Source organism: Saccharopolyspora sp. NPDC050642 (genome assembly GCF_040654735.1).
GTDB lineage: Bacteria > Actinomycetota > Actinomycetes > Mycobacteriales > Pseudonocardiaceae > Saccharopolyspora > Saccharopolyspora elongata.
The window spans coordinates 14,444-35,250 of the sequence record NZ_JBFAIN010000040.1 but is presented as its reverse complement, the minus strand read 5'-3'; the positions used below and the strand labels follow the sequence as shown (position 1 = coordinate 35,250).

Annotated in this window: 20 protein-coding genes; 11 read left to right on the top strand and 9 right to left on the bottom strand. The window is 69.7% G+C overall.

Going from position 1 to position 20,807, the window contains the following annotated elements; all coding sequences use genetic code 11:
* Positions 1-22: 22 nt before the first annotated feature.
* Both AB0H93_RS36720 and AB0H93_RS36715 read left to right on the top strand, forming a co-directional pair.
* The gene (locus AB0H93_RS36720; RefSeq protein WP_358579693.1) at positions 23-934 is read left to right on the top strand and encodes a 5-dehydro-4-deoxyglucarate dehydratase; all 912 of its coding nucleotides are present in this window, start codon (positions 23-25) and stop codon (positions 932-934) included.
* Between the two features lies 1 nt (position 935).
* Positions 936-2,075 carry a hypothetical protein gene (locus AB0H93_RS36715; protein WP_358579690.1) on the top strand — a complete coding sequence of 380 codons (1,140 nt, stop codon included), beginning with the start codon at positions 936-938 and terminating at the stop codon, positions 2,073-2,075.
* Between the two features lie 27 nt (positions 2,076-2,102).
* On the opposite strand, the gene AB0H93_RS36710 is transcribed toward AB0H93_RS36715, so the two are convergent.
* Positions 2,103-2,933 (bottom strand): polysaccharide lyase, encoded by an 831-nt coding sequence (locus tag AB0H93_RS36710; RefSeq protein WP_358579688.1) that lies wholly within the window; start codon positions 2,931-2,933, stop codon positions 2,103-2,105.
* Between the two features lie 163 nt (positions 2,934-3,096).
* Between AB0H93_RS36710 and AB0H93_RS36705 the strand changes: the two genes are divergently transcribed.
* A complete protein-coding gene (locus AB0H93_RS36705; protein WP_358579686.1) occupies positions 3,097-3,387 on the top strand; it encodes a right-handed parallel beta-helix repeat-containing protein in 291 nt (96 codons plus the stop codon).
* A gap of 14 nt (positions 3,388-3,401) precedes the next feature.
* Here AB0H93_RS36705 and AB0H93_RS36700 read toward each other — a convergent pair whose 3' ends face one another.
* Positions 3,402-3,632: a hypothetical protein gene (locus AB0H93_RS36700; protein ID WP_358579684.1), complete on the bottom strand. Its 231-nt coding sequence runs from the start codon at positions 3,630-3,632 to the stop codon at positions 3,402-3,404.
* Between the two features lie 390 nt (positions 3,633-4,022).
* Between AB0H93_RS36700 and AB0H93_RS36695 the strand changes: the two genes are divergently transcribed.
* The 4 genes from AB0H93_RS36695 (at position 4,023) to AB0H93_RS36680 (ending at position 7,986) form a co-directional block, all read left to right on the top strand.
* Positions 4,023-6,542: a nitrate- and nitrite sensing domain-containing protein gene (locus AB0H93_RS36695; RefSeq protein WP_358579681.1), complete on the top strand. Its 2,520-nt coding sequence runs from the start codon at positions 4,023-4,025 to the stop codon at positions 6,540-6,542.
* Positions 6,543-6,579: 37 nt separating this feature from the next.
* Positions 6,580-6,996 carry a roadblock/LC7 domain-containing protein gene (locus tag AB0H93_RS36690; protein ID WP_132481011.1) on the top strand — a complete coding sequence of 139 codons (417 nt, stop codon included), beginning with the start codon at positions 6,580-6,582 and terminating at the stop codon, positions 6,994-6,996.
* Between the two features lie 2 nt (positions 6,997-6,998).
* The gene (locus AB0H93_RS36685; RefSeq protein WP_093259859.1) at positions 6,999-7,358 is read left to right on the top strand and encodes a DUF742 domain-containing protein; all 360 of its coding nucleotides are present in this window, start codon (positions 6,999-7,001) and stop codon (positions 7,356-7,358) included.
* 79 nt (positions 7,359-7,437) lie between these two features.
* The gene (locus tag AB0H93_RS36680; RefSeq protein ID WP_235883332.1) at positions 7,438-7,986 is read left to right on the top strand and encodes an ATP/GTP-binding protein; all 549 of its coding nucleotides are present in this window, start codon (positions 7,438-7,440) and stop codon (positions 7,984-7,986) included.
* A 59-nt stretch (positions 7,987-8,045) separates the two neighbouring features.
* Here the strand turns inward: AB0H93_RS36680 and AB0H93_RS36675 are convergent, their stop codons facing one another.
* The 3 genes from AB0H93_RS36675 to AB0H93_RS36665 form a co-directional block, all read right to left on the bottom strand.
* Positions 8,046-9,422: a tryptophanase gene (locus AB0H93_RS36675; RefSeq protein WP_358579677.1), complete on the bottom strand. Its 1,377-nt coding sequence runs from the start codon at positions 9,420-9,422 to the stop codon at positions 8,046-8,048.
* A gap of 33 nt (positions 9,423-9,455) precedes the next feature.
* Positions 9,456-10,532, bottom strand: a complete 1,077-nt coding sequence (locus AB0H93_RS36670; protein WP_358579676.1) for a tryptophan dimethylallyltransferase family protein — start codon at positions 10,530-10,532, stop codon at positions 9,456-9,458.
* A 449-nt stretch (positions 10,533-10,981) separates the two neighbouring features.
* Positions 10,982-11,716, bottom strand: a complete 735-nt coding sequence (locus AB0H93_RS36665) for an SDR family oxidoreductase (RefSeq protein WP_358579673.1) — start codon at positions 11,714-11,716, stop codon at positions 10,982-10,984.
* An 85-nt stretch (positions 11,717-11,801) separates the two neighbouring features.
* On the opposite strand from AB0H93_RS36665, the gene AB0H93_RS36660 reads away from it, so the two are divergent.
* Positions 11,802-12,296: a MarR family transcriptional regulator gene (locus AB0H93_RS36660; protein ID WP_358579671.1), complete on the top strand. Its 495-nt coding sequence runs from the start codon at positions 11,802-11,804 to the stop codon at positions 12,294-12,296.
* Between the two features lie 7 nt (positions 12,297-12,303).
* On the opposite strand, the gene AB0H93_RS36655 is transcribed toward AB0H93_RS36660, so the two are convergent.
* The gene (locus tag AB0H93_RS36655; RefSeq protein WP_358579668.1) at positions 12,304-12,885 is read right to left on the bottom strand and encodes a peroxidase-related enzyme; all 582 of its coding nucleotides are present in this window, start codon (positions 12,883-12,885) and stop codon (positions 12,304-12,306) included.
* A gap of 171 nt (positions 12,886-13,056) precedes the next feature.
* Between AB0H93_RS36655 and AB0H93_RS36650 the strand changes: the two genes are divergently transcribed.
* Positions 13,057-13,425, top strand: a complete 369-nt coding sequence (locus AB0H93_RS36650; RefSeq protein WP_358579666.1) for a hypothetical protein — start codon at positions 13,057-13,059, stop codon at positions 13,423-13,425.
* Positions 13,426-13,817: 392 nt separating this feature from the next.
* Here AB0H93_RS36650 and AB0H93_RS36645 read toward each other — a convergent pair whose 3' ends face one another.
* From AB0H93_RS36645 to AB0H93_RS36635, 3 genes are all read right to left on the bottom strand, one after another.
* Positions 13,818-15,167, bottom strand: a complete 1,350-nt coding sequence (locus AB0H93_RS36645) for a DUF222 domain-containing protein (RefSeq protein ID WP_358579664.1) — start codon at positions 15,165-15,167, stop codon at positions 13,818-13,820.
* A 548-nt stretch (positions 15,168-15,715) separates the two neighbouring features.
* Entirely contained in the window at positions 15,716-16,915 is a 1,200-nt protein-coding gene (locus tag AB0H93_RS36640; protein WP_358579662.1) for a M14 family zinc carboxypeptidase, read from the bottom strand.
* Between the two features lie 283 nt (positions 16,916-17,198).
* Complete coding sequence (locus tag AB0H93_RS36635; RefSeq protein WP_358579661.1) at positions 17,199-18,059, bottom strand: MurR/RpiR family transcriptional regulator; 861 nt, start codon at positions 18,057-18,059, stop codon at positions 17,199-17,201.
* Between the two features lie 113 nt (positions 18,060-18,172).
* Here AB0H93_RS36635 and AB0H93_RS36630 point away from each other — a divergent pair, with 113 nt between their 5' ends.
* Together AB0H93_RS36630 and AB0H93_RS36625 are read left to right on the top strand one after the other, a co-directional pair.
* Complete coding sequence (locus tag AB0H93_RS36630; RefSeq protein WP_358579658.1) at positions 18,173-19,591, top strand: MFS transporter; 1,419 nt, start codon at positions 18,173-18,175, stop codon at positions 19,589-19,591.
* Positions 19,588-20,754, top strand: a complete 1,167-nt coding sequence (locus tag AB0H93_RS36625) for an amidohydrolase family protein (protein WP_358579656.1) — start codon at positions 19,588-19,590, stop codon at positions 20,752-20,754. The genes AB0H93_RS36630 and AB0H93_RS36625 overlap by 4 nt, the downstream gene beginning before the upstream one ends.
* Positions 20,755-20,807: the final 53 nt, after the last annotated feature.

Sequence of the window (20,807 nt, the reverse complement as noted above, 5' to 3'; positions counted from 1 at the left end):
GCAACAGGAAGCGAGCCCGCGCATGTCCCTGGAAGGTTTGCTGGCCTTTCCGCTGACGACGTTCACCGCCGACCTGGAGCTCGACCTCGACGCCTACGCCGACCACCTGGAGTCGCACCTCGCGGCGGACGTCGGGGCGCTGTTCGTCGCGTGCGGCACGGGCGAGTTCAGCGCGTTGTCGCCGGACGAACTGCGCGCGGTGCTGCGGCGGGCCCGGGAGGTCGTGGCCGGGCGGGTGCCGATCTGGGTCGGCGCGGGCGGCGGGCCGGCGCACGCGCGCAGCGGCGTCGCGATGGCGCGCGCCGAAGGCGCCGACGGGGTGCTGCTCCTGCCGCCGTACCTGGTCACCGGGCCGCAGGGCGGGCTGGTGGATCACGTGCGGTTCGCGTTGCGGGACAACGACGTCCCGGTGATCGTCTACCACCGGACGCCCGGCGTGTTCGGCCCGGACGCCGCCGTGCGGCTGCTGGGCATCCCGTCGGTGGCGGGGGTCAAGGACGGGTTCGGCGACGTCGACCTGATGACCCGGATCGTCACCGCGATCCGCGCCGCCGGAGGTGAGGACTTCCTGTTCTTCAACGGATTGCCGACCGCCGAGGTCTCCGCGCGGGCCTACCGGGCGATCGGCGTGGCTCGCTACTCCTCGGCGGTGCACTGCTTCGTGCCGGAGATCGCGGGGCGGTTCCACCGGGCACTGCGCGACGGCGAGGACGCCGTGGCCGACCGGCTGCTGACCGACTTCTACCTGCCGCTGGTGGCGCTGCGCGACGAGACACCGGGATTCGCGGTCTCACTGGTCAAGGCCGGGGCGCGGCTGCGCGGGCAGAAGGTCGGCGGGGTCCGGCCGCCGCTGGGGGAGCCGAGCGCGTCGCAACTCGAACGGCTGGAGCGGATCGTCGCCGGCGGCCTGGACGCGCTGGCGGAGGTGGGTTGACGTGCACGTGACGGGTTACGCCTATCCGTGGGACGTGGGGCCGGAATTCGCCGACCGGGTGCGGGATCTCGGCGTCGACGAGGTCGCGGTCGCGGTGTCCTACCACAGCACGCGGGCCGCGACGCCGTGGTCGAAGCAGGGCGCCAGCGTCACCGCCCGGCACGCGGCGCTCTACCGGCCGATCCGCGACGGGTGGGGCAGGCTGCGGCCCGCGCCCGCCGACTGGGTCGACTCCGCCGACAGCGCCGGGGACGCGATCCGCGCGCTGGCGGCGGCCGGGATCCCGGCCGCCGCGTGGCTGGTGCTGACGCACAACTCCTTGCTGGGCACGGAGTTTCCTGAGTTCGCGGTGCAGAACTGCTTCGGGGAGACCTATCCCTGGGCGTTGTGCCCGGCCCAGGAGGAGGTGCGGGCGTTCGCGGCCCGGCTGACCGCCGAATCCCTGGCGGAGCTGGATGTCCGTTCCGTCGTGCTGGAGGCGTGCGGGCAGCTCGGCGCGATCCACCAGCACCAGCACGAGAAGACCGACGCGGTGTGGTCGCCCGCCGCGGCCCGGCTGCTCTCGGTGTGCTGCTGCGCCGCGTGCGCCGCCGGCTGGGCCGAGCACGACGTGCTGCCGGAGGCCGCCCGCGCGCTGCTGCGCGAGGAGATCCGGCGGCTCATCGCCGAAGGCGACCTCACCGCCACCGAGGACCGGCTGCCCGCCGAACTCCGCGCGGCGTTCCTGTCGACCAGGCAGCGGGCGACCGACCGGCTGCGGCAGGACGTGCTCAAGGAGATCGGCGGCGACCGCCGCGTGGTGCTGCACGGCGCGATCGACCGGTGGGTGACGGGAGCGCTGCCGGGGCTCACCCCGCAGGCCGCCCACGACGTCGACGCCGTCGTGCTGCCCTGCTGGGTGCCCGGCGCGGCGACGGTCGCGAACGTCGCCGCCGCGGCCGGATCGGTACCAGCGACAGTGGACATCGGCGCCTACGTGACGGCGGCCGGGCCCGAAGTGCCCGACATCGCCGGGTACGTCCGGGAGCTGGGGCGGGCGGGAGCCACCGAAGTGCACCTCTACCACCTCGGGCTGGCCGGGCCCGCCCGCTGGCCGGACCTGCGCAGAGCCGTCGAGCAGGCGCACGGCCGGCCGACGTGAGCCGGGAATTGCCGCGCGAATTGCGAATCAGCCCGCGCTCACCCGGAAGTCGCGGAACTGCGCGTGCACATCCCGGCTCGGCCCCCAAGAAGTGTCGTGACCGCCGAAGAATGTGGAGAAGAAGATTCCCGAGAACGGGATTCCGGCGACGTCCTGGATGCCCTGTTCGCGCAGCACCTCCTGGCCGTCGTACCGGATCGCGATGGTGCCGCTGTTGCGGTCCACCGACTGCTCCACGGTGTGCCACTGCCCGTCGGCCTGCCACGCCCACGAGCCCAGCCCGACGTCCTTGCCGTAGCCGTCACCCTGCGACGGGTCGTAGACGTACACCGTGGCCTTCGGCTCGTCGCTGCGGATCCGCCACATGTACCGGGTCGACCACGCGTCGCCGTGCTGGCCGCCGCTGGCCTGGCCGGGCGGCCCGCCGTAGAGGCCGGGCAGCTTGCCGCCGCGTTCGCCGAAGTCCCAGTCGCTGGGGAATCGCACCTGGTAGCTGAGGTTCAGGACCGCGGCGTCGGCCAGGTCGTCGCGGCCGATCGAGCGGAAGTCGGTGTAGAACTGCCCGCCGCCTTCGCTGGGGCAGTCACCGCACGACGGCGCCGACGAGCCCTTGCCGTAGAACACGTCGAGCTCCTCGCCCTGCGGCTGCATCCGCTCGAAGCCCCAATCGCCCTCGGCGACGAAACCCCACTGCTGCTTCCAGGAATCGCCGGGGAAATCGGCGAATCCGCCGGTCCACGGCTCGGCCGCCGGCGCGCCGGGAGCCGCGGCCGCGGGCAGGGCGGCCAGCGCCAGCACGGCCGCCAGCGACAACCCGGCCAGACCGCTCGTCCGCCGGAAAGCACGTCGTTTCCTCACGTCGTACACCTCGCATCCGATTCGACGTCGACCGGGCGGCGGTACGGTCTGCCGGGAGATTCCCGGCAATCGCAAAGCAGACACCAGAAAAGGGCGATCGGTCAAGCCCGGCAACGATTTCCGCCCCGAATTTCCGGTGCCGTTCAAGAATGTGATCGCGGCATTGACGATTTTTCCGCGCTGCGCCATCGTATTCGGCGTCGACCGGTTCTCCCCGGCAGTGGCCGACCGCCGCCAGCCCCTGCACCTCAACGGCGCGAACCACTGGAACCTCGAGGGCTTCACCGTGGAGAACTCGGCGAAGGGCATCGTGCTCGACCGATCCAGCAACAACGTGATCGACGACGTGGAGGTGCGCAACACCCGCGACGAGGGCGTGCACTTCCGGGCCACCAGCTCCGACAACGTCATCCAGCGCTCGTTCGTCCACGACACCGGTACCGAGCAGCCGTAGTACGGCGAAGGCGTCTACTTCGGCTCTGCGGAGAGCAACTGGGACAAGTACGGCGACACGCCCGGGCAGCCGGACCGCAGCGACCGCAACCAGGCGCTGGACAACCGGCTGGGGCCCGGCGTCCGGGCCGAGCACGTGGACATCAAGGAGGGCACCACCGGCGGCCAGGTGCTGCGCAACTCCTTCGACAGGCAGGGCATGACCGGGGAGAACTCGGCGGAGAGCTGGGTCAGCGCGAAGGGCAACGACTACCAGATCTCCGACAACCGCGGGGCGGGGCGGGTTTCTCCGACGTGGAGCCGATCGGCTGACCGGCGGCGTCGCGGGCGGTCCCGGGTGCGACCCGGGGCCGCCCTTCGCGTCCATAGACCACCGATCCGGTTACAAAACAGGGCCGGTTCGGTGAACTTTCACTATGTGTACGCGATGTGCCCGGAGTTACGGTTAGAACGCGTGACTCCGATCTCGATCGAGTGATCTTGATCCGATACAGTGCGTTCGCACCAGGGGGACACGGACGTGGAAGTGGAGAGGAGCGCCCCGCCGATACCACTGCGCCATGACACGCGTCCGCACGACGTTCAGATCGCCTCGCCCGGGCGCGGGCGAGACAAGACGATGGAAAGTGCTTGGAAGTGACAACCCAAAACGAGTCTTTCGCACCCCCTGGAGAAGCGAGGAGACGCCGGGCGAAACGCTCCGACACCTCGATCAGATCCCGGCTCACGTGGGCGGTCGCCATCCCGTGGGTCGTCGTCGGCGTCCTCTGGGTCTTCGGCTGCTCGCTGTTCGCCTTCGAGGCCATCTACACCCAGCAGGTCGCCGCCAGCGTCCGGCAGATGTCGCTGCCCGCGGTGACGGCCCTGGACCACGTGCAGCGGGAACGCCTGCGCAGCCTCGAAGTGATCACGCGGCCCGGCATCGGCAGCGCCGAACTCGCTGCGCAGCAGAAGGAAACCGACGAGGCGCTGGCCGCGATGCAGGCGGAGGCCGGTTCGCTCATCGACTCGGCCCCGGTGGAAGTCCAGCAGCCGATGCGACAGCTGACCGGCTACTTCGAGCGGCTGCCCGACCTCCGTGCCCGGATCTCCAACGGCCAGGCCTCGGCCAACGAGGTCAACGAGTTCTACAACGGGCTGTTCGACACCGCCACCGGCCTGTTCGACGTCCAGTCCCGGATCGTGCCGGACCCCGAAACGCTGCAGGGCGGTCTCGCCGCGACCTCGCTGTTCCGGGCCTCCGACATGTTCTCCCGGGAAGCGGCGCTGGTCGGCACCGCGCTGACCGCCAATGAGCTGACGCCCGACCAGTACCGCCTGCTGGTGAACTACATCGACGCCCACCACACGACGATGGCGGTGAACGCCAACAGCGTCCTGCCCAGCGTGCGGGCCGACTACCAGCGCCTGGTCGAAAGCCCGGCCTGGAAGCAGCTGGTCGACGCCGAGAACCGGATCATCGCCGCGGGCTCGTTCAAGGGCGGCAACCCGCCGGTGCGGCCGGACGAATGGCAGCGCATCACCAACGAGGTCGGCGCCGGCATGTCCGACCTGGTGTTCAAGCAGGCCGACGAGGTTTCGCAGGGCGGTGTCGCCAGCGGTACGGCCACGCTGTGGAACGTGCTGTGGGGCAGCCTCGCCGCCCTCGCCGTCGCGGTCGTGTCGTTCCTCTTCGCCCGCCGCGTCTACCGCACGGTCGTCGACGAGGCGCTGCTGACCCGGCTGCAGGACCTGCGCACCGAGTCGCTGGCGATGGCCGAGAAGCTGCCCGACGTCGTGCGCCGGCTGCGCGACGGCGAGTCCGTCAACGTGGAGACCGAGATGGTCCCGCTGGCGCACTACGGCACCGACGAGGTCGGCCAGGTGGCGCAAGCCATCCAGCTGTTCCAGGAGGAAGCGGTCCACGCGGCCGTCGGTGAAACCCGGGCCCGGCAGGGCGCGCGAGTGGTGTTCGTCGGCATGGCGCACCGAATCCAGCGACTGCTGCGGCACATGCACGGCACCATCGACCAGCTGGAGCGCAACGAGGAGAACTCCGCGCAGCTGGCGAAGCTGTTCGACCTGGACAACTCGACCACCCGCGCCCGGCGCACGGTCGAGAACCTGCTGGTCCTCGGTGACCAGCAGCCGGGCCGCCGGTGGAGCCGGCCGGTCGCGCTGATGGACGTGCTGCGCTCGTCGGTCTCCGAGATCGACCAGTACTCGCGCGTGGTCATCGGGCACGTCCCGGAGGTGATGGTCAACGGCGCCGCCGTCGGCGACGCGATCCACCTGATCTCCGAGCTGATCGACAACGCGACCGCGTTCTCGCCGCCGAACACCCAGGTGCACGTGGACGCCACCGCGGTGGCGCGCGGTGTCGCAGTCGACATCGCCGACCAGGGCCTCGGCATGGACCCGGGGACCCGGGACCGGGCCAACTCGATGATGTCCGAGCCGCCGGAGTTCGACCGGCTGGTGCTGGAGAACAACAAGGCCGAGCAGCTGGGCCTGTTCACCGCCGCGCGACTGGCGCACCGCCGCGAGATCGCCGTGGAGTTCGGCATCTCGGCCTACGGCGGAACTCGCGCCACGGTGCTGTTCCCCGACCGCATCCTGGAGGCCGACACGGCGGTCACCACCAGCAACGGTGGCGGCGCGTTCCCGCCGCCCAGCAACGGTGGGAACGTCGCGCTGAACGGCAACGGGAGTGGCGGCGGTCACACCAACAGTGGCGGCAAACACCAACTCGCCGAACCGGCGGTGGTGCCGCGGCCGCGGGAGTTGAGCTGGAATGGTGTCATGACCGACCAGCCCACCCAAGCGCCCTCGGCACCGGAGCCGAAACCGGCTGAAACCACTTACGAGTGGCCCGCGTCGGAGCCGGTCCCGCAAGCGAACCCAGCCACGACGCAGTTCGAGCCCCTGCCGCCGGAGCCGACTCCGGCTCCGACTCCGGCGCCGGCCCCGGCCCCGATGCCTTCGTCGGAACGGCGGCGGGCCGCGGGTGGCCGTCCGCCGCTGCCCAAGCGCGTGCCGCAGACCCACCTCGCGGATGGGCTGCGGGACGACCCGGACCAGGAGGAGCAGGCCATCGTTGCCTCTCCGAGCAAGCTGGCGGGCTTCCGGCGGGCGTTCCGAGGCGGCTTCGGCGACACGCCCGACGACCGCTCGTGAGCAGACCAGACAAAAAGCAAGTGTGTGTGAGGTGGGCATGACCGAAACAGCTTCGAAACTGAGTTGGTTGCTGGACGATTTCGTGCAGGGCGTGCACGGCGCGGACCACGCCGTGGTGCTGTCCAACGACGGCTTGGTGATCGCCAAGTCGGCCGGGCTGGACCGCGACTCTGCCGACAAGCTGGCGGCCGCGTCGTCGAGCATGCGCAGCATCGGCAAGGGCGTCAGCAAGGACTTCGGCCGCGGCGTGGTGGCGCAGACGCACGTCGAGATGGAGCGCGGCTTCCTGTTCATCTCCGCCGCCGGCAACGGCGCCTGCCTGGCCGTGCTCAGCGCGTCCGAGGCGGACATCGAGCTGGTGGCCTACGAGATGGGCCGGCTGATCACCCGGGTCGGCACCTTCTTGTCGGCCGCTCCGCGGGAACTTCGCGGCGTGGCGGCGGAAAGGTTCTGACCGTGGACGAGGCGTGGTATGACGATGAAGCGGGCCCGATAGTCCGCCCATACACGATCACGCGCGGTCGCACCCCCGGCAAGCACACGCGGCTCGACACGGCGACGCAGGTGATCACCGCCGAGCCGCGTCCGGAGGCGCCGAGGCTGGAGCTGGCCCCCGAGCACCGGCTGATCCTGGACGCGTGCATGCGTCCGGTGTCGCTGGCGGAGCTGAGCGTCATGCTGACCCAGCCGTTGGGCGTGGTCCGGGTCCTGTGCGGCGACCTGCTCGACCATGGCGCCGTCTTCGTGCGCTCGCCTCGTACAGAAGTCAGCCGAGACATCTTGGAGCAGGTTTACCGTGGGCTTTGCAGACTCTAGATTGGCCGGAGGCCGGTCACCCCAGAACAGAGACGGCGGCTCGTCGTCCGACCGCAGCGGCGAGTCCAACGCGGCGCCGATTCCCGTGAAGCTGGTCGTTGCGGGCGGTTTCGGGGTGGGGAAGACGACCCTCGTCGGTGCGGTGAGCGAGATTCCGCCGCTGACCACCGAAGAGGAGATGACCGTCGCCAGCGAAGGCGTCGACGACCTCACCGGCGTCGAGCGCAAGGAGACCACCACGGTCGCGCTGGACTTCGGGCGCATCACCATCTCGGAAGAGATCGTGCTGTACCTGTTCGGCGCGCCGGGCCAGAACCGGTTCTGGCCACTGTGGAACGACCTGGCGCTCGGTGCGGTCGGCGCCGTAGTGCTGGTCGACACCCGGAAGCTGGAAGAGGCGTTCGCCTCGGTGGACTTCTTCGAGCGGCGCGGCATCCCGTTCGTGGTGGCGGTCAACATCTTCGACGACGCGTACCACTACGAGCCGGAGGAGGTGCGCGAGGCGCTGGTCATCCCGCCGGAGGTGCCCATCGTGATCTGCGACGCCCGAGACCGCGAGCTCGCGAAGAACTCGCTGATCACGCTGGTGCGCCACGCGATCGACCGGGCGCCGGCGGACGTCGGCTGAGGTGTGCGGCAAAAAGGGGCGTGGCCGGGATCTTCCCGGCCACGCCCCTTTTTCGGTGTTCAGACCGCGATCGGTTCGGTGCGGCAGCGGAAGTGCCGCAGCACCTGCGGCGCGTGGCTGATCCGGTAACCCGGCACCCGCTCGGGGTTCTTGGCGATCCCGGCGAGGATGTCGGCCACGTACTCCAGGTGGCTGTGGTCGTAGACGCGGCGCGGCAGCGCCAGCCGGACGAGCTCGAACGGCGCCGGGGTGACCAGCTCGTTGTTCGCGTCCAGCTCGCCGAGGTACAGCGAACCCAGCTCGGCGGCGCGGATCCCGCCCTCCCGGTACAGCGCGCAGGCCAGCGAGTGGCCGGGGAAGTGGCGCGGCTGCAGGTGCGGCAGCAGGCGGCCCGCGTTGAGGTAGATGCCGTGCAGGCCCGACGGGCGCACCGTGTCCACCCCGACTTCGCGCGCGCGGTCGGCCAGGAACGCGGCCTCCCGCTCGCGGTCGGCGAGGTAGTGCGGGTCCAGCACCTCGCGCAGGCCCTGGGCCAGCTGCTCCAGGGTGTGGCCGGTGAGGCCGCCGTAGGTGCGGAAGCCCTCGGTGGCGATGATGTCGACCTCGCAGCGGTCGGCCAGGTCGGTGTCGTGCAGGCCGATGAACGCGCCTTCCGGCGACAGGCCGTCCTTCTTGAGGCTCGCCACCGCGCCGTCGGCGAGCTCGAACGCGCGCCGAGCCACGGCCCGCGGGCTCCACTGCTCGTAGCCGGGCTCCCGCTGGGTGACCAGCCAGGCGTTCTCGGCGAAGCGGGCGGCGTCCAGGATCAGCGGCACGCCGTGCGCGCGGGCGACCGCGCTGATCGCCTCCAGGTTGGCCATCGACACCGGCTGCCCGCCGCCGCCGTTGTTGGTGATGGTGACCAGGATCTGCCCGACGCGGTGGCCGTCCGGTCCGGCGAGGACGTTGCGCACCGCCTCGACGTCGATGTTGCCCTTGAACGGCAGGTCGGCGTCGAGGTCCTGCGCCTCCGGGCAGGGCAGGTCCCAGGCCGCGGCGCCCAACCGCTCCACATTGGCCCGGGTGGTGTCGAAGTGGGTGTTGCTGAGGCTGATCTTGCCGGGGCCGAGCAGCGCGGTGAACAGCACCCGCTCGGCTGCCCGGCCCTGGTGCACCGGCAGCACGTGCCGGTACGGCACGATGTCGCGCACCGATTCGCGGAACCGGTAGTACGACTCCGCACCCGCGTACCGCTCGTCCGCCCGCTGCGCCCAGGCCTGCTGGTCGACCGAGACCGCGCCGGTGCCGGAGTCGGACAGCAGGTCGATGCTGACCCGGTCGGCCTGGATGTTGAACGGGTTGTGCCCGGCGCGGTCCAGTTCCTGGATCCGCTGTTCCCGAGTGGTGATCGGGATCGGCCGCACGACGGCGGCGACGAATGGGCGGAGGTGCGGCATGTTGGCGTTGCTCCTAAGTGGATTCGGAGTGGGTTACCGGTCCCGCGGGGGTGTCCCGCCGTACGCCTCGGAGGAGACGTACACGGTGGTCCCGGTGCGGTTCGGGCTCAGCCGGAGCGACACGTGCGCGAGCAGGCCCGCGTTGTCCTCCAGCCGCCGATCCGTGACCGCATCGATCACCTCGTCGACCACGGCCGGGTCGATGCGGTGCATGCGGAGGTGTTGCTGCACCCGTTCCCGCGCGACGGCGTCGTTGGGCACGTAGTCGCGGATCGGCAGGTAGAGGCTGTAGTTGCTGGGCTTCTCGTGATCCCCTTCGACGAAGGAGTAGCTGGAGATCAGCGGTCGGCCGGTGAAGACCTCGGTGTCGGGGGCGAGCACCGAGCACAGGTGGCGCACCAGCGCCGGGTCGATGCAGGGCACGGCGGAGGCGGCGAACTCGGCATCGGCGGGCCGCGCGGCGTGCTGGCTGACGTAGAGCTTCACCCGCGACTGCGGGCTGTGGTCGAGGTCGACGGCGAAGAACGTCAGGCGGTCGAGCTCGCCGCGCTGCAGCGCGTACTTGCTGATCGTCGAGTAGGCCTCGGGCAGCCCGAGGCGGGCGAACGCCTCCTCCACCAGGTGCGGGGCCGACTCCGCGCCGCACACCTCGGGGTTGAAGTACACCTTGAACTTCGGCGCGCCGTCGGGGGTGAAGATCAGCGAGAACCACCAGGAGAACTTGCCCTGCGGGGAGGCGCTGGAGAAGAGGTCCTGCACGGAGCGCAGCCGGTCCAGGGACAGGTCGTACCGGTCGGCCAGGGCGTCGATCAGGTCGCGGGCGGCCTGCAGGTTGGCGGCGGGGCCGGGGGCGGCGGGGATGGTCTCGGCGAGGATCCGGAGGTGCCGCGAGCCGTTGTCCTCGAACTGGACGGAGAACTCGACGGGGGTGTTGTCGTCGGCCACATCGGACGGCCACAGGGGAGGCTGGGACAGCGGTCTGGACCGGGTGGCGGAGAGGACGTCCCCGAGTAAGCGGACGGGCTCGGTCTCGTCGATGCCCACTATGCGACAGAGGTTCTGCAACTGGTTTCCGGCTACTTCACCCAGCGTGGCATCGACAGCGCGCATTGGAACCCCGATCCGTGCGATTTCGTCATGCGACAAGTTTCGGATTCAAGTGACGGCCGGTCACGATAATACGCCGGTTCCAGACTCGCCACCCCTCGCGGGGTGATCTTTCGCATCTCCTAATCCGCCTGACGGAACTCGACGTGAATACGTAGCGTTACGGCAGCTTGCGGACACATCTCCGAGATCAACTTGTAATGAAACGAAGGTTCACTAGGTGGATTGAAACTGCTAGGGACTTCAATTGGAACTCTCGTTAATCACGGCCGGTAACTATTTCGAAGTTCATCCCGACTTGACTGTTCTGGAAGGCCGTGTTCACGTCCGATTGGTTGCCTGAGTCAACAATGGATTAGTCGTAATGTCGACAATCTCGACAATTGCAATCCGGAATCCGGGTCGGCCCCGGCGGTCGGCCCGTCCCGCCGGGGCCGCCGGGGCCGCCGGTGTCACCGGCCGAGGTGCATGCCGCCGCTGACGTGCAGGACCTGACCGGTGATGTGCGAGGCCTCGGGCGAGGTCAGGAACGCGATGAGCGCGGCGACCTCGTCGACGCGGCCGAGCCGGCCGTCGGCGGACCGCGAGGCGACGAACTCCCGGCGCGCGGCGGGGAAGTCGCCGCCGCGGAAGAAGTCGGTGCCCTCGGTCGGGCCGGGGGAGACGACGTTGGCGGTGATGCCGCGGGTGCCGAGCTGGAAGGCCAGTTCGGACGTCCAGGGCTCCAGGGTGGCCTTGACGGCGCCGTAGCTGCCCTGCCCGGATCGCGCGGTGACGGAGCTCAGGTTGACGATGCGGGCGTCGTCGGCGAGCCGGGGCAGCAGGGCGTGCGTGACGAGCACGGCGCTGAGCACGTTCGCCTCGAAGTTGGCGGACCACGAGTCGCGGACGGCCTTGAGGTCGTCCGCGGCCGGAGCGCCGTCGACGAGGTCGGTGTTCCCTCCGGCGGCGTTGACCAGCACGTCGACCCGCTCGGGGAGCTCGGCCAGCGCGGCCTGCAAGGCGGCCGGATCGGTGGCGTCGACCGGCACCGCCCGCGCGGCCGGGCCGAGCTCGGCGACCGCCTCGGCGAGCCTCTCGGGGCGTCGGCCGAGCAGCACGACCTGATCGCCGGCGGCCACCAGGCGGGAGGCGGCGGCGCGGCCGATCCCGGTCCCGCCGCCGGTGATCACTGCATTGCGAGGCATGCTTCCTCCTAGTTCTTTAGATCTAAAGAATGACCCGATGCTAGCTCTTCTTTAGACCTAAAGACAACCGATCTAGACTGGACGCATGAGCAGCGACGCCGTGGACGAGATCGTCGACCAGTGGGCGCGGGAACGCCCGGGCATGCCGGTGGACTCCATCGGGGTGGTCGCCAGGATCCTGCGCATAGCCAAGCTGCTGACCGACGAGCGGCGCCGGGTGCTGGCCGAGCTGGGCATCGACAACGCGATCCTCGACCTGCTCGCCACGCTGCGCCGCGCCGGATCGCCGTACCGGCTGAGCCCGGCCGAGATCGCGGAGAACTGCCTGGTCAGCGGAGGGGCGATCACGCAGCGCGTGACCAGGGCGGAGGAGTCGGGCCTGGTGCGGTCCCAGCGGTCGGCGTCCGGCAAGCGGACGGTGACGGTCGAGCTGACGCCGCGAGGGCACGAGGTCATCGAACGGAACATCGAGGTGCTGATCGGCCGGGAGCGGCAGCTGCTCGCCGGGATGCCGGCCGACGATCAGCGACGGCTGGAGGGGCTGCTGCGCGACCTGCTGGCCCAGATGAGCCGAGACTGAGCCGAGCTCACTTCTCCCGGGGCACGCGACCCATCAGGAAGAACTCGTCGTTCGGGCGCAGCGCCATCAGGTGCGCCAGCCGGTTGGACATGGCGAAGAACGCGGTGATCGCGCCGATGTCCCAGATCTCGTCGTCGGACAATCCCGCAGCTCGGGCCGCAGCCAACTCGCGCTCGCCGAAGCGCGCCGATTCCTGCGCGACGGACAGCGCGAGGTCGACGATGGCTCGCTGCCGGTCGCTCAGCGCCGCTCCCCACGGGTTCGCGGCCACCAGGTCCGCGAGCTGGTCGTCCTTGGCCCGCACCCGGAGGATCGCGCCGTGCGCAACGACGCAGTACGTGCAGTGGTTGGCCGCCGAGGTGGCCACCACGACGAGTTCCCGCTCGGCCTTCGACAGGCTGGAGTCGCGTTCCATCAGCGCGTCGTGGTAGTCGCAGAACGCGCGAAGCTCGGCGGGCCGGTGGCCGAGCGCGAGGAACACGTTGGGCACGAACCCGGACTTCTCCGCGATGGCGCCGATCCGGTCCCGGAGGTCCTCGGGGAGGTCTGCCAACGGAACCGACCCGAACCTGCTGATCTCTTTGCCCATGCGGGCACGGTATTACTGCGGCGGCGAGCAGTCGATGGCGTCGGGGCTGAGGTCGGACGGGCTCCGGTAGACTTCCCCGGCCAGGGGCGAAGAGTGGAAGCGAGAGTCTTGATGGCACGTGATGGGGACCGTGGCGGTTCTTCGGGGGTCCTGAGCCGGATCGATCGGTTCGTGTGGATCCCCGTGGTGCCGATGCTGGTCCTGGCGCTGGTGACGACGCTCATCGGAGTGCCACTGCTGGGCTTGATGCTGCTGATCGGCGCACTGGTGCTGGTGGGCTTCGACCTGTGGGTGAACAGCCGCCGCAAGTCCTACCGCCCGCGCCGCGAGCCGGAACCGCCCCGCCGCCGCGAGCCCGCCCGAGAGCCTGCCCGCAGGCCCGCGCGCCAGGCCCCGCCCCAGCGCGCTGCAGCCCCGCGCGGAGGCGCGGCCCGAAACAACGCAACGCGCGTCGCCAACCAACCGCGACGCAACCCGGCAGGTCAGGGGTCCAGGCAGCAGCAGCGCCCCGCAGGTGGCCGTCCCGGCCCGCGCCGCTGACCGCCACCCGCCCAGTCGCATCGGGGCGCGGCCGAGCAATGCCCAAGCTCCTGAATATCAGCAGTGCGCCGGTGCTGTGTGAGGCTCGCAAAACAGGGTCCGGACGGTCGTAGAGATCATTTTTTTCTATTGCGGTGGCGAATGACCGGTCGTTGATCAAGGAGTAGAGCGCGAGCGACAAGATCGCCACGACAACTGTGTCGGCCGATCGTGCAAGAGCGCTACGGCTCGGATTGATCATGACGCCATTCTGATCTTCTCGTCACTATGTTCGAATTACGGAGCGTTAAGGACTGTTGAGCAGCCCGTTGCCGTTCTCGGCGTCATTGGCTCGAGTGGCGCTCTAGTAAGCCTCAAGCGTCAACTGGAACGATCTGAACTGCATTCAGGCGTCACGAATCGCCCGCCGGGCCCCGTGGTGCGGGGATGAGCTCCCGGAGGTACTCGCGGTGTTGGGCGGGTAGCGCTCTGCCGCCTGGTCTGGGTGTTCGTCTGGGGTCCACTGTGGATGGTGGGATGAACTCGGGCCGCCCGTCGTGCATGGCGATGTCCCAGCGTTGGTTGTGGAGTGTGCGGTGGTGGTGCGCGCAGAGCATGACCATGTTGTCCAGGTCGGTGGCACCGCCGTCGACCCAGTGTTGGACGTGGTGTGCTTCCGGTGTCCCCGGCGGCCGGTCGCATCCCGGGAACGCGCACACTCCATCGCGCCGGAGCAACGCGGCTCGAATGTGCGTGGGCGCGGTTCGTTTCGCCCTGCCCACATCCAACGGGAGACTGTCACCGTCGAGGACGATCGGCAGGATTTCGGCGTCGCAGGCGATGCGGCGTGCGTTCTGGGCGGTGATGGCGCGTTCGGTGTTCAGTGTGCCGGGCATGCGGTCCTCGTCGGCGAGCCCGAGGCCCTGCTTCAAGTCGTCGAAGTCGATCGCGATGGTCATCTGCGGCCGCTGTCCACTGGTGCGCGGCATTCCGTCGTGGTCCAGCGCCAGGTCGAGCAATGCGGCGAACCCGTCGGCGTTCCGCTGCCCCACCGTGCGCGGGTCCTTCTCTCCGTCGATCTCGGGTCGGGGCGCGGCCAGCGGTTGCATGAGCGCGGCGAACTTCGCCCCGGTTTCACGGTCCAGCTTCGCTTTGATGACGGTCATCCCGTCCCGGGTGGTCGCGTAGTACAACTCCCTTGCCTCGTGTTGGGCTTCTTCGTCGCGGTAGGCGCCGTCTTGGTCGAGCAGGTAGCGGATGCGTTCGGCGAGTTTCTCCAACTCCCTCGGCGACATCGTCCGCGCAAACCCGGCAAGGGTTGATTCGACCTCGGCGACTTGGTGGCAGCGGGCGTAGTCGGGTAGGCGTCGGATGCCGTTGACGATGACACGCGCGTGGTCCAGCCCGATCGCACCCTCAGCCAAAGCGGCTGCCGTGTCGGGCAGGCCAGGAGGCATGAGCTCACCGTGGAAGGTTTGCCGGTCCTCGACATTGCGGGCGACTGTGACACGCGTTTTCGCGTCACGCGGGTCGATGTTGAGCAGTCCTTGCAACCAGACTTGCAGTGATCGGGCGGTGGTCTCGGTGTGGATGGCGCGGTGGTCGGCTTCGGCGATGTATTGCAGTTGCTCCCACAGCAGCACCCGCATCTCCTTCTCCAGTTCTTGGATGCGGGTGGCGAGTTCGGTGTCGGTGCAGGACACCGCCGACCACGGACCAACGAGGTCCCTGGTCGTGTCCTGGGTGTTCAGTAGCGGTGTCATACCTCCATTCTCCTGATTCGAACGTGCGTTCGCACTGTTTTTATGGTCGCTTGATCAGGTGAATCACCCCGCCGAAGTCGGCGAAAACCGCGCCATGTCAAGGGAAAAGGTCACGACACGCCGAAGGCGACCAAATCCGCCACCAAACCCCGCGCGAGCATCGGCAATGCGCACCGCGCCCGCGACCAGGGGTCGATTTCCCGCGGAATCGAGCCATCCTCACAACGGCCCGACCCCTGTGACGGATCAACCCGAAGCCAAACGCCCACCAGTCCCGACCATCCCGAAAACGGCCACCCCGCAACGCAAGCCGCCAATGTGCCGGCCCACTCCGGCCCGCAGCCCCCACCCTCCACCCATCGCGGGGATGGCCCAAAACATGCGGAACCTCTAAAGGTCCCAACCCCAAGCAAACCCCAGCAAAACACCAAACCCCGCCTCACGAACCAACCCCCAACACCCCAAAAGCCCCAACCCACCCCCAACCCTCCCCCCAAAAAACCCAAAACCCCGGGCCTCACCAGAAGCCCGGGGCAAGGGAAAGGCGATCAGTCAGAGCTGGAATCCCAACCGTAATCCGGCAATCCGAAGAACTCCCCGCCGTCGAGCCGGTCGACGTCCCCGGACGCCATCGCGCCGATCAACGACTCGACCCCGGTGCGAACGGACTGGATCAGCATCCCGTGCTGCTTCTGCCCGAGGTCGTCCTGCTGCCCGCGGACCTCGAACAGCACGGTCGCGGACCCGTTCAGGGCGAAGGCGGACCGGCCCTGCCCGGCGTATTCCCGGGAGTCGGGGTGGAAGTACCGGCCCACGCCGGCCAGCGGCGACTGGGACCCGTAGGAGCTCTGGATCCCGCGAGCCACGGCGAGCGCGTAGCGCCGGGACTTGTCCTGGTCGAGCAGCGGGTACTCGGCCTGGTAGGCGGCGCCGTCGTCGACGCCGAGGGGCGGGTAGTCCAGCGATACCGAGATGAGCTTCCCGTCCTGGGGTCCGCCGGTGGTCCGCTCGCACGGGCCCATGTGGTGCAGGTCGACCACGGCGTCGACCGCGCCGAACTCGTCGCGCAGGGCCACGTAGGTGTCCCGGATGGCCCGCGATTCCGGCGAGAGGAAGAAGCCGGCGCCGGTCTGCTGGCCGGGCAGGTCGCCGGGCTGCGGCACGTAGTCCAGGCGTGGGTTGAAGTCCCGGTTCAGGTCGAAGCCGGGCAGGTCGATCCCGTCGCCGTTGAGGCCGTGGTACCAGGCGCGCGGTGCGCCAGCGAGCTGCGGGTAGTCGGCGACGACCTGGTCCCACGGCACGACGTTCATGCGCCGGTTGAGCTCTCCGCCGTCCGGGTTGACCATCGGCAGCGCCACCAGGGTGACCGACGACAGGAGTTGCTGGGTTGCCGCGTCGTTGCTCGTGCCGAGGTCGCGCAGGATGCCGATCAGCGCCTCGGTTCCGGTGCGCTCGTTGCCGTGGATGGCGCTCTGCACCATCAGGACGCGCTTGCCCGTGCCCACGCGCGCCGACCACAGCTCGCGGCCCTGCTTGCTGGTGCCGATCTGCCGGACCGCCACGCGCCCCTTCGAGCTGCTCTCGATGCTGCGCAGCGTGCGGCCGAGTTCGGCGTGGTCGGTCCAGCCGTTCCACTGCGGGTCGTCGAACGTCTTGCAGGAGCCCTGCCCAGGGCCTTCCGGCGGGGCGGAGTTCGCGGGTGCGGCGATGCCGAGGAGGACCGTGGAGGTTGCTGCGGCGAGCGCCATCGTGGTTCGCCAACGCGGAATTCGGAACACAGTTGCACATCTCCGTTCGCGAGTTGCAATCTGTTCCGACGGCCCGGGGACACCGGTGCCCGGGCACGTCGTTCGAGGGGGAGGGCCGGGCGCGGGAAGCGCGTCCGGTGTGGACATCGGGTGCTGCGCGTCAGGCGGTTCGGCCGATGTCCGCGATCACAGCTCGGCACTCTATGAATCCGTCACCCGCGAGTCAATTGCGACGACGATCCTTTTCGTTCCGTTACGCGGCGATCAACACATGTTCTTGCGCTCACTGCCTTGATTCTTCGGCGAACAGCCGCAGTCCGCGCCAGACGGTGTCGACCCGCTGGGCGGCTTCCCGGCTGCCTTCGGGGTCTCCGGCGGCCAGTTCCGCCACCAGTGCGTAGGCGACGCTGGTGGCCGCGGTCATGGACTGGAGGTTCGCGATTCCTTCGGTCGGGATGACGAGCACGTGGTCGGCAGCGTTCGCGGCGGGGGACTGGACGGTGTCGGTGATGACGCACGTCGCGGCCCCGGCGGTGCGCGCCAGGTGGATCGCGTCGACGGTCTCCCGGTAGTGCTGCCAGAAGCTCCACGCCACCAGGCAGTCCTGGCCGTCGAGGGAGGCGAGGGCGTTGGCGAGGTGGGGCCCGCCGCGGTCCTCGTGGGCGATGGGCAGGCCGCGGCTGGCCGCCAGCATCGCGAACGCGGCCGCGGCGACGCCGTGGGTTCCGGAGGCGACGACCAGTGTTCGCCGCGCTTCGCGGATGGCCGCGACGACGGCGCGGGCCGCGGCGTAGTCGAAGGAGTGCTCCAGGGACCTGAGGTTCTCGGCGTCGCGGGCGAACACCGACGCCAGCATGCTCCCGTCGCCGGGCGAGGCCGGCTGCTCGTAGCGGTGCGCGAGGTAGACGCCGCGCAGATCCGCCTGGAGTTGTGGCCATCCGGGGTAGCCGAGCGCCTGCGCGAAGCGGACGACCGTGGCGCCGTTGACCTCGGCCCGGTCGGCGACTTCGGCGGCGGTGGCGTAGGAGCAGTACGTCGGCTGCGTGGTGAGCACGTCGCGCACTCGCGCCGCCTTGGGGCCCAGGCGCGTTTCCGAGATCAGCTCGTCGAGCCACTGCGCGACGTTGGCGCCTTCACCGGTCATGGCCCCATTCTGCCCTGATGCACAAGATCATGCATTGAACCTTGTTTGCACAGAAGTATGCGGCTATGGTTCCAACGCATCGAGGTCCGGTGGGGGCCTCCGGAGGAGGTGCCATGTCGACCAACTCCCCGGCGGGTCCTGCGCTGCTGGCCCGTCTCGAAAGACTTCCCGTCTCCCGGCCGCACTTCCGGCTGATGCTCATGGGCGGCCTGGGCATCGCCTTCGACGGCATGGACGGCTCGCTGGTGTCCTACGTGCTCCCGGCCGTCACCCCGCTCTGGGGGCTCGCGCCGTGGCAGACCGGGCTGCTCGGCAGTTCGCTGCTGATCGGGATCATGATCGGCGCGCTGTCGGCCGGGCTGGCCGGCGACGCGATCGGCCGGCGGCGGATCATGATGTACGCGCTCGCCGTGTACTGCGTCGCCACCGTCGCGGCGGCCTTCGCCCCGAACTGGGGTTTCTTCTTCGTCGCCAGGCTGATCGCGGGGATCGGGGTCGGGGCCGAGGCCGCGATCATCCCGGCGTTCATGTCGGAGTTCGTGCCCGGCCGGATCCGCGGCCTGTTCGTCGGCTCGATCGCCGGGTTCTTCTCGCTCGGCTACATCGCGGCGGCGCTGCTGGGCACCTTCTTCGTCCCGGCGTTCTCGGACGGCTGGCGGGTGGCGCAGCTGGTCACCGCCGCGCCGCTGCTGATGCTGCTGTGGTGGCGCCGCGCGCTGCCCGAATCGCCGCGCTGGCTCATCGATCAGGGCCGTCTGGACGAGGCGGAAACCGTTGTCGCGCAGCTGGAGGAGCGGGTCGAGCGGGCCACCGGGAAACCGCTGCCGCCGGTCGAGGAGCAGGCCGAGCCGGAGCCGGTGCGGGCCGCGGAGCAGAGCGGCGCGGGGTCGCGCATGGCCGGGCTGTGGCTGGGCGGGATGGCGCGGCGCACGGCCGTGCTGTGGTTGCTGTGGATCAGCCTCACGTTCGCCTACTACGGGTTCTTCACCTGGATCCCGTCGCTGCTGGTGCAGCAGGGCATGACGATGTCGAAGAGCTTCACCTACTCCCTGCTGATCACCATCGCCCAGGTGCCGGGCTACTACTCGGCCGCGTACCTGAGCGAGCGGCTGGACCGCAAGCGCACCATCGCCGGCTACCTCACCGGCGGTGCGATCGCCGCCTTCCTGCTGTCGCAGGGCAGCGCCGACGCCCAGGTGCTGATCTTCGGCGCGCTGCTGTCGTTCTTCATGAACGGCACCTACGCGGCGCTGTACGCCTACACGCCGGAGGTGTACCCGACGCGCATGCGGGCGACCGGCACCGGCGCGGCGTCGGCGTTCGGCCGCATCGGCGGCATCGTCGCGCCGATCATCATCGGCGTGCTCTACGCGTCGATCGGGTTCGGCGGCGTCTTCACGATGGTGACCGGCGCGCTCGTGGCCGGCGCACTGGGCGTGCTGGTGTTCGGCGTCAGCACCAGCGGCCGCACGTTGGAGGAATTGACCGGGACCGCCCCGCACGGCCAACAGCAGAAGGAGATTCAGGCGTGACCTCGCGAATCGTGTTCCGCAACGCGACGGTGCTGGACCCCCGCGCCGGCGAGTTGCTGCCGGACAGGTCGGTGGTGGTCGCCGACGGCCGGATCGTCGAGGTCACCGACGAGCCGGTGCGCGCGGCGGAGGTGATCGACGTGCGCGGGCGGGTGCTCATGCCGGGCCTGATCGACTCGCACGTCCACGCCACCCAGGCGAGCGCGGACTTCGCCGAGCTGAAGTCGTGGTCGCCGTACTACGCCGCGGCGCGGGTGGGCCAGGTGCTGGACCAGATGCTGATGCGCGGCTTCACCACGGTCCGCGACATGGGCGGCGCCGATCACGGCGTGGCCCGCGCCGTGGCGGAGGGCCTGTTCCGCGGGCCGCGCGTGCTGTTCGGCGGCCCGATCATCGCGCCGACCGGCGGCCACGGCCTGACCCGGATCTGCGACGGCGAGGTCGAGCTGCGGCGGGCGATCCGCGAGCAGATGGCGCTCGGCGCGCACCACATCAAGCTGACCGTCAGCGGCGGCGTGGTGTCGTCGATGCGGATCGACGCCCTCGGCTATTCCGAGCCGGAGATCCGGGCGGCGGTCGACGAGGCCAACCTGGCTCACCGCTACGTGGCCGGGCACGCCTACACGGCCGAGGCGGTGAACCGCGCGCTGCGCTGCGGCGTGCGCACCATCGAGCACGGCAACCTGATGGACGAGTCGAGCGTCGAGCTTTTCCAGCAGCACCAAGCGTTCTATGTGCCGACGCTGGCCACCTACCACGCGCTGACGCGGGACGACGCGCCGCGCGCGCTGCCGGAGGAGAACAGGCGGAAGCTGCACGACGTGATCGACGCGGGGCTGCACGCGCTGGAGCTGGCCGACCGGGCCGGGCTGAAGATCGGGTACGGCACCGATCTGCACGGCGAGCTGCACGCCTACCAGCTCGCCGAGTTCAGCCTGCGCGCCCAGGTGCAGCGGCCGGTGGAGATCGTCCGCGCGGCCACGATCACCGGCGCCGAGATCGCCGGGATGGTCGGCGAGATCGGCGAGATCGTGCCGGGCGCCTACGCGGACCTGCTGGTCGTCGACGGCAACCCGCTGGAGGACATCGGCGTGCTCACCGACCCCGAGCGCCGCCTGTCGCTGATCATGCGCGACGGGGTGCTGGTGCGCGACGAGATGTGACATCGGTCCGTTAACCGAGCCGTCATCCCAGGTCAAGCTCCTGCAATACGGCG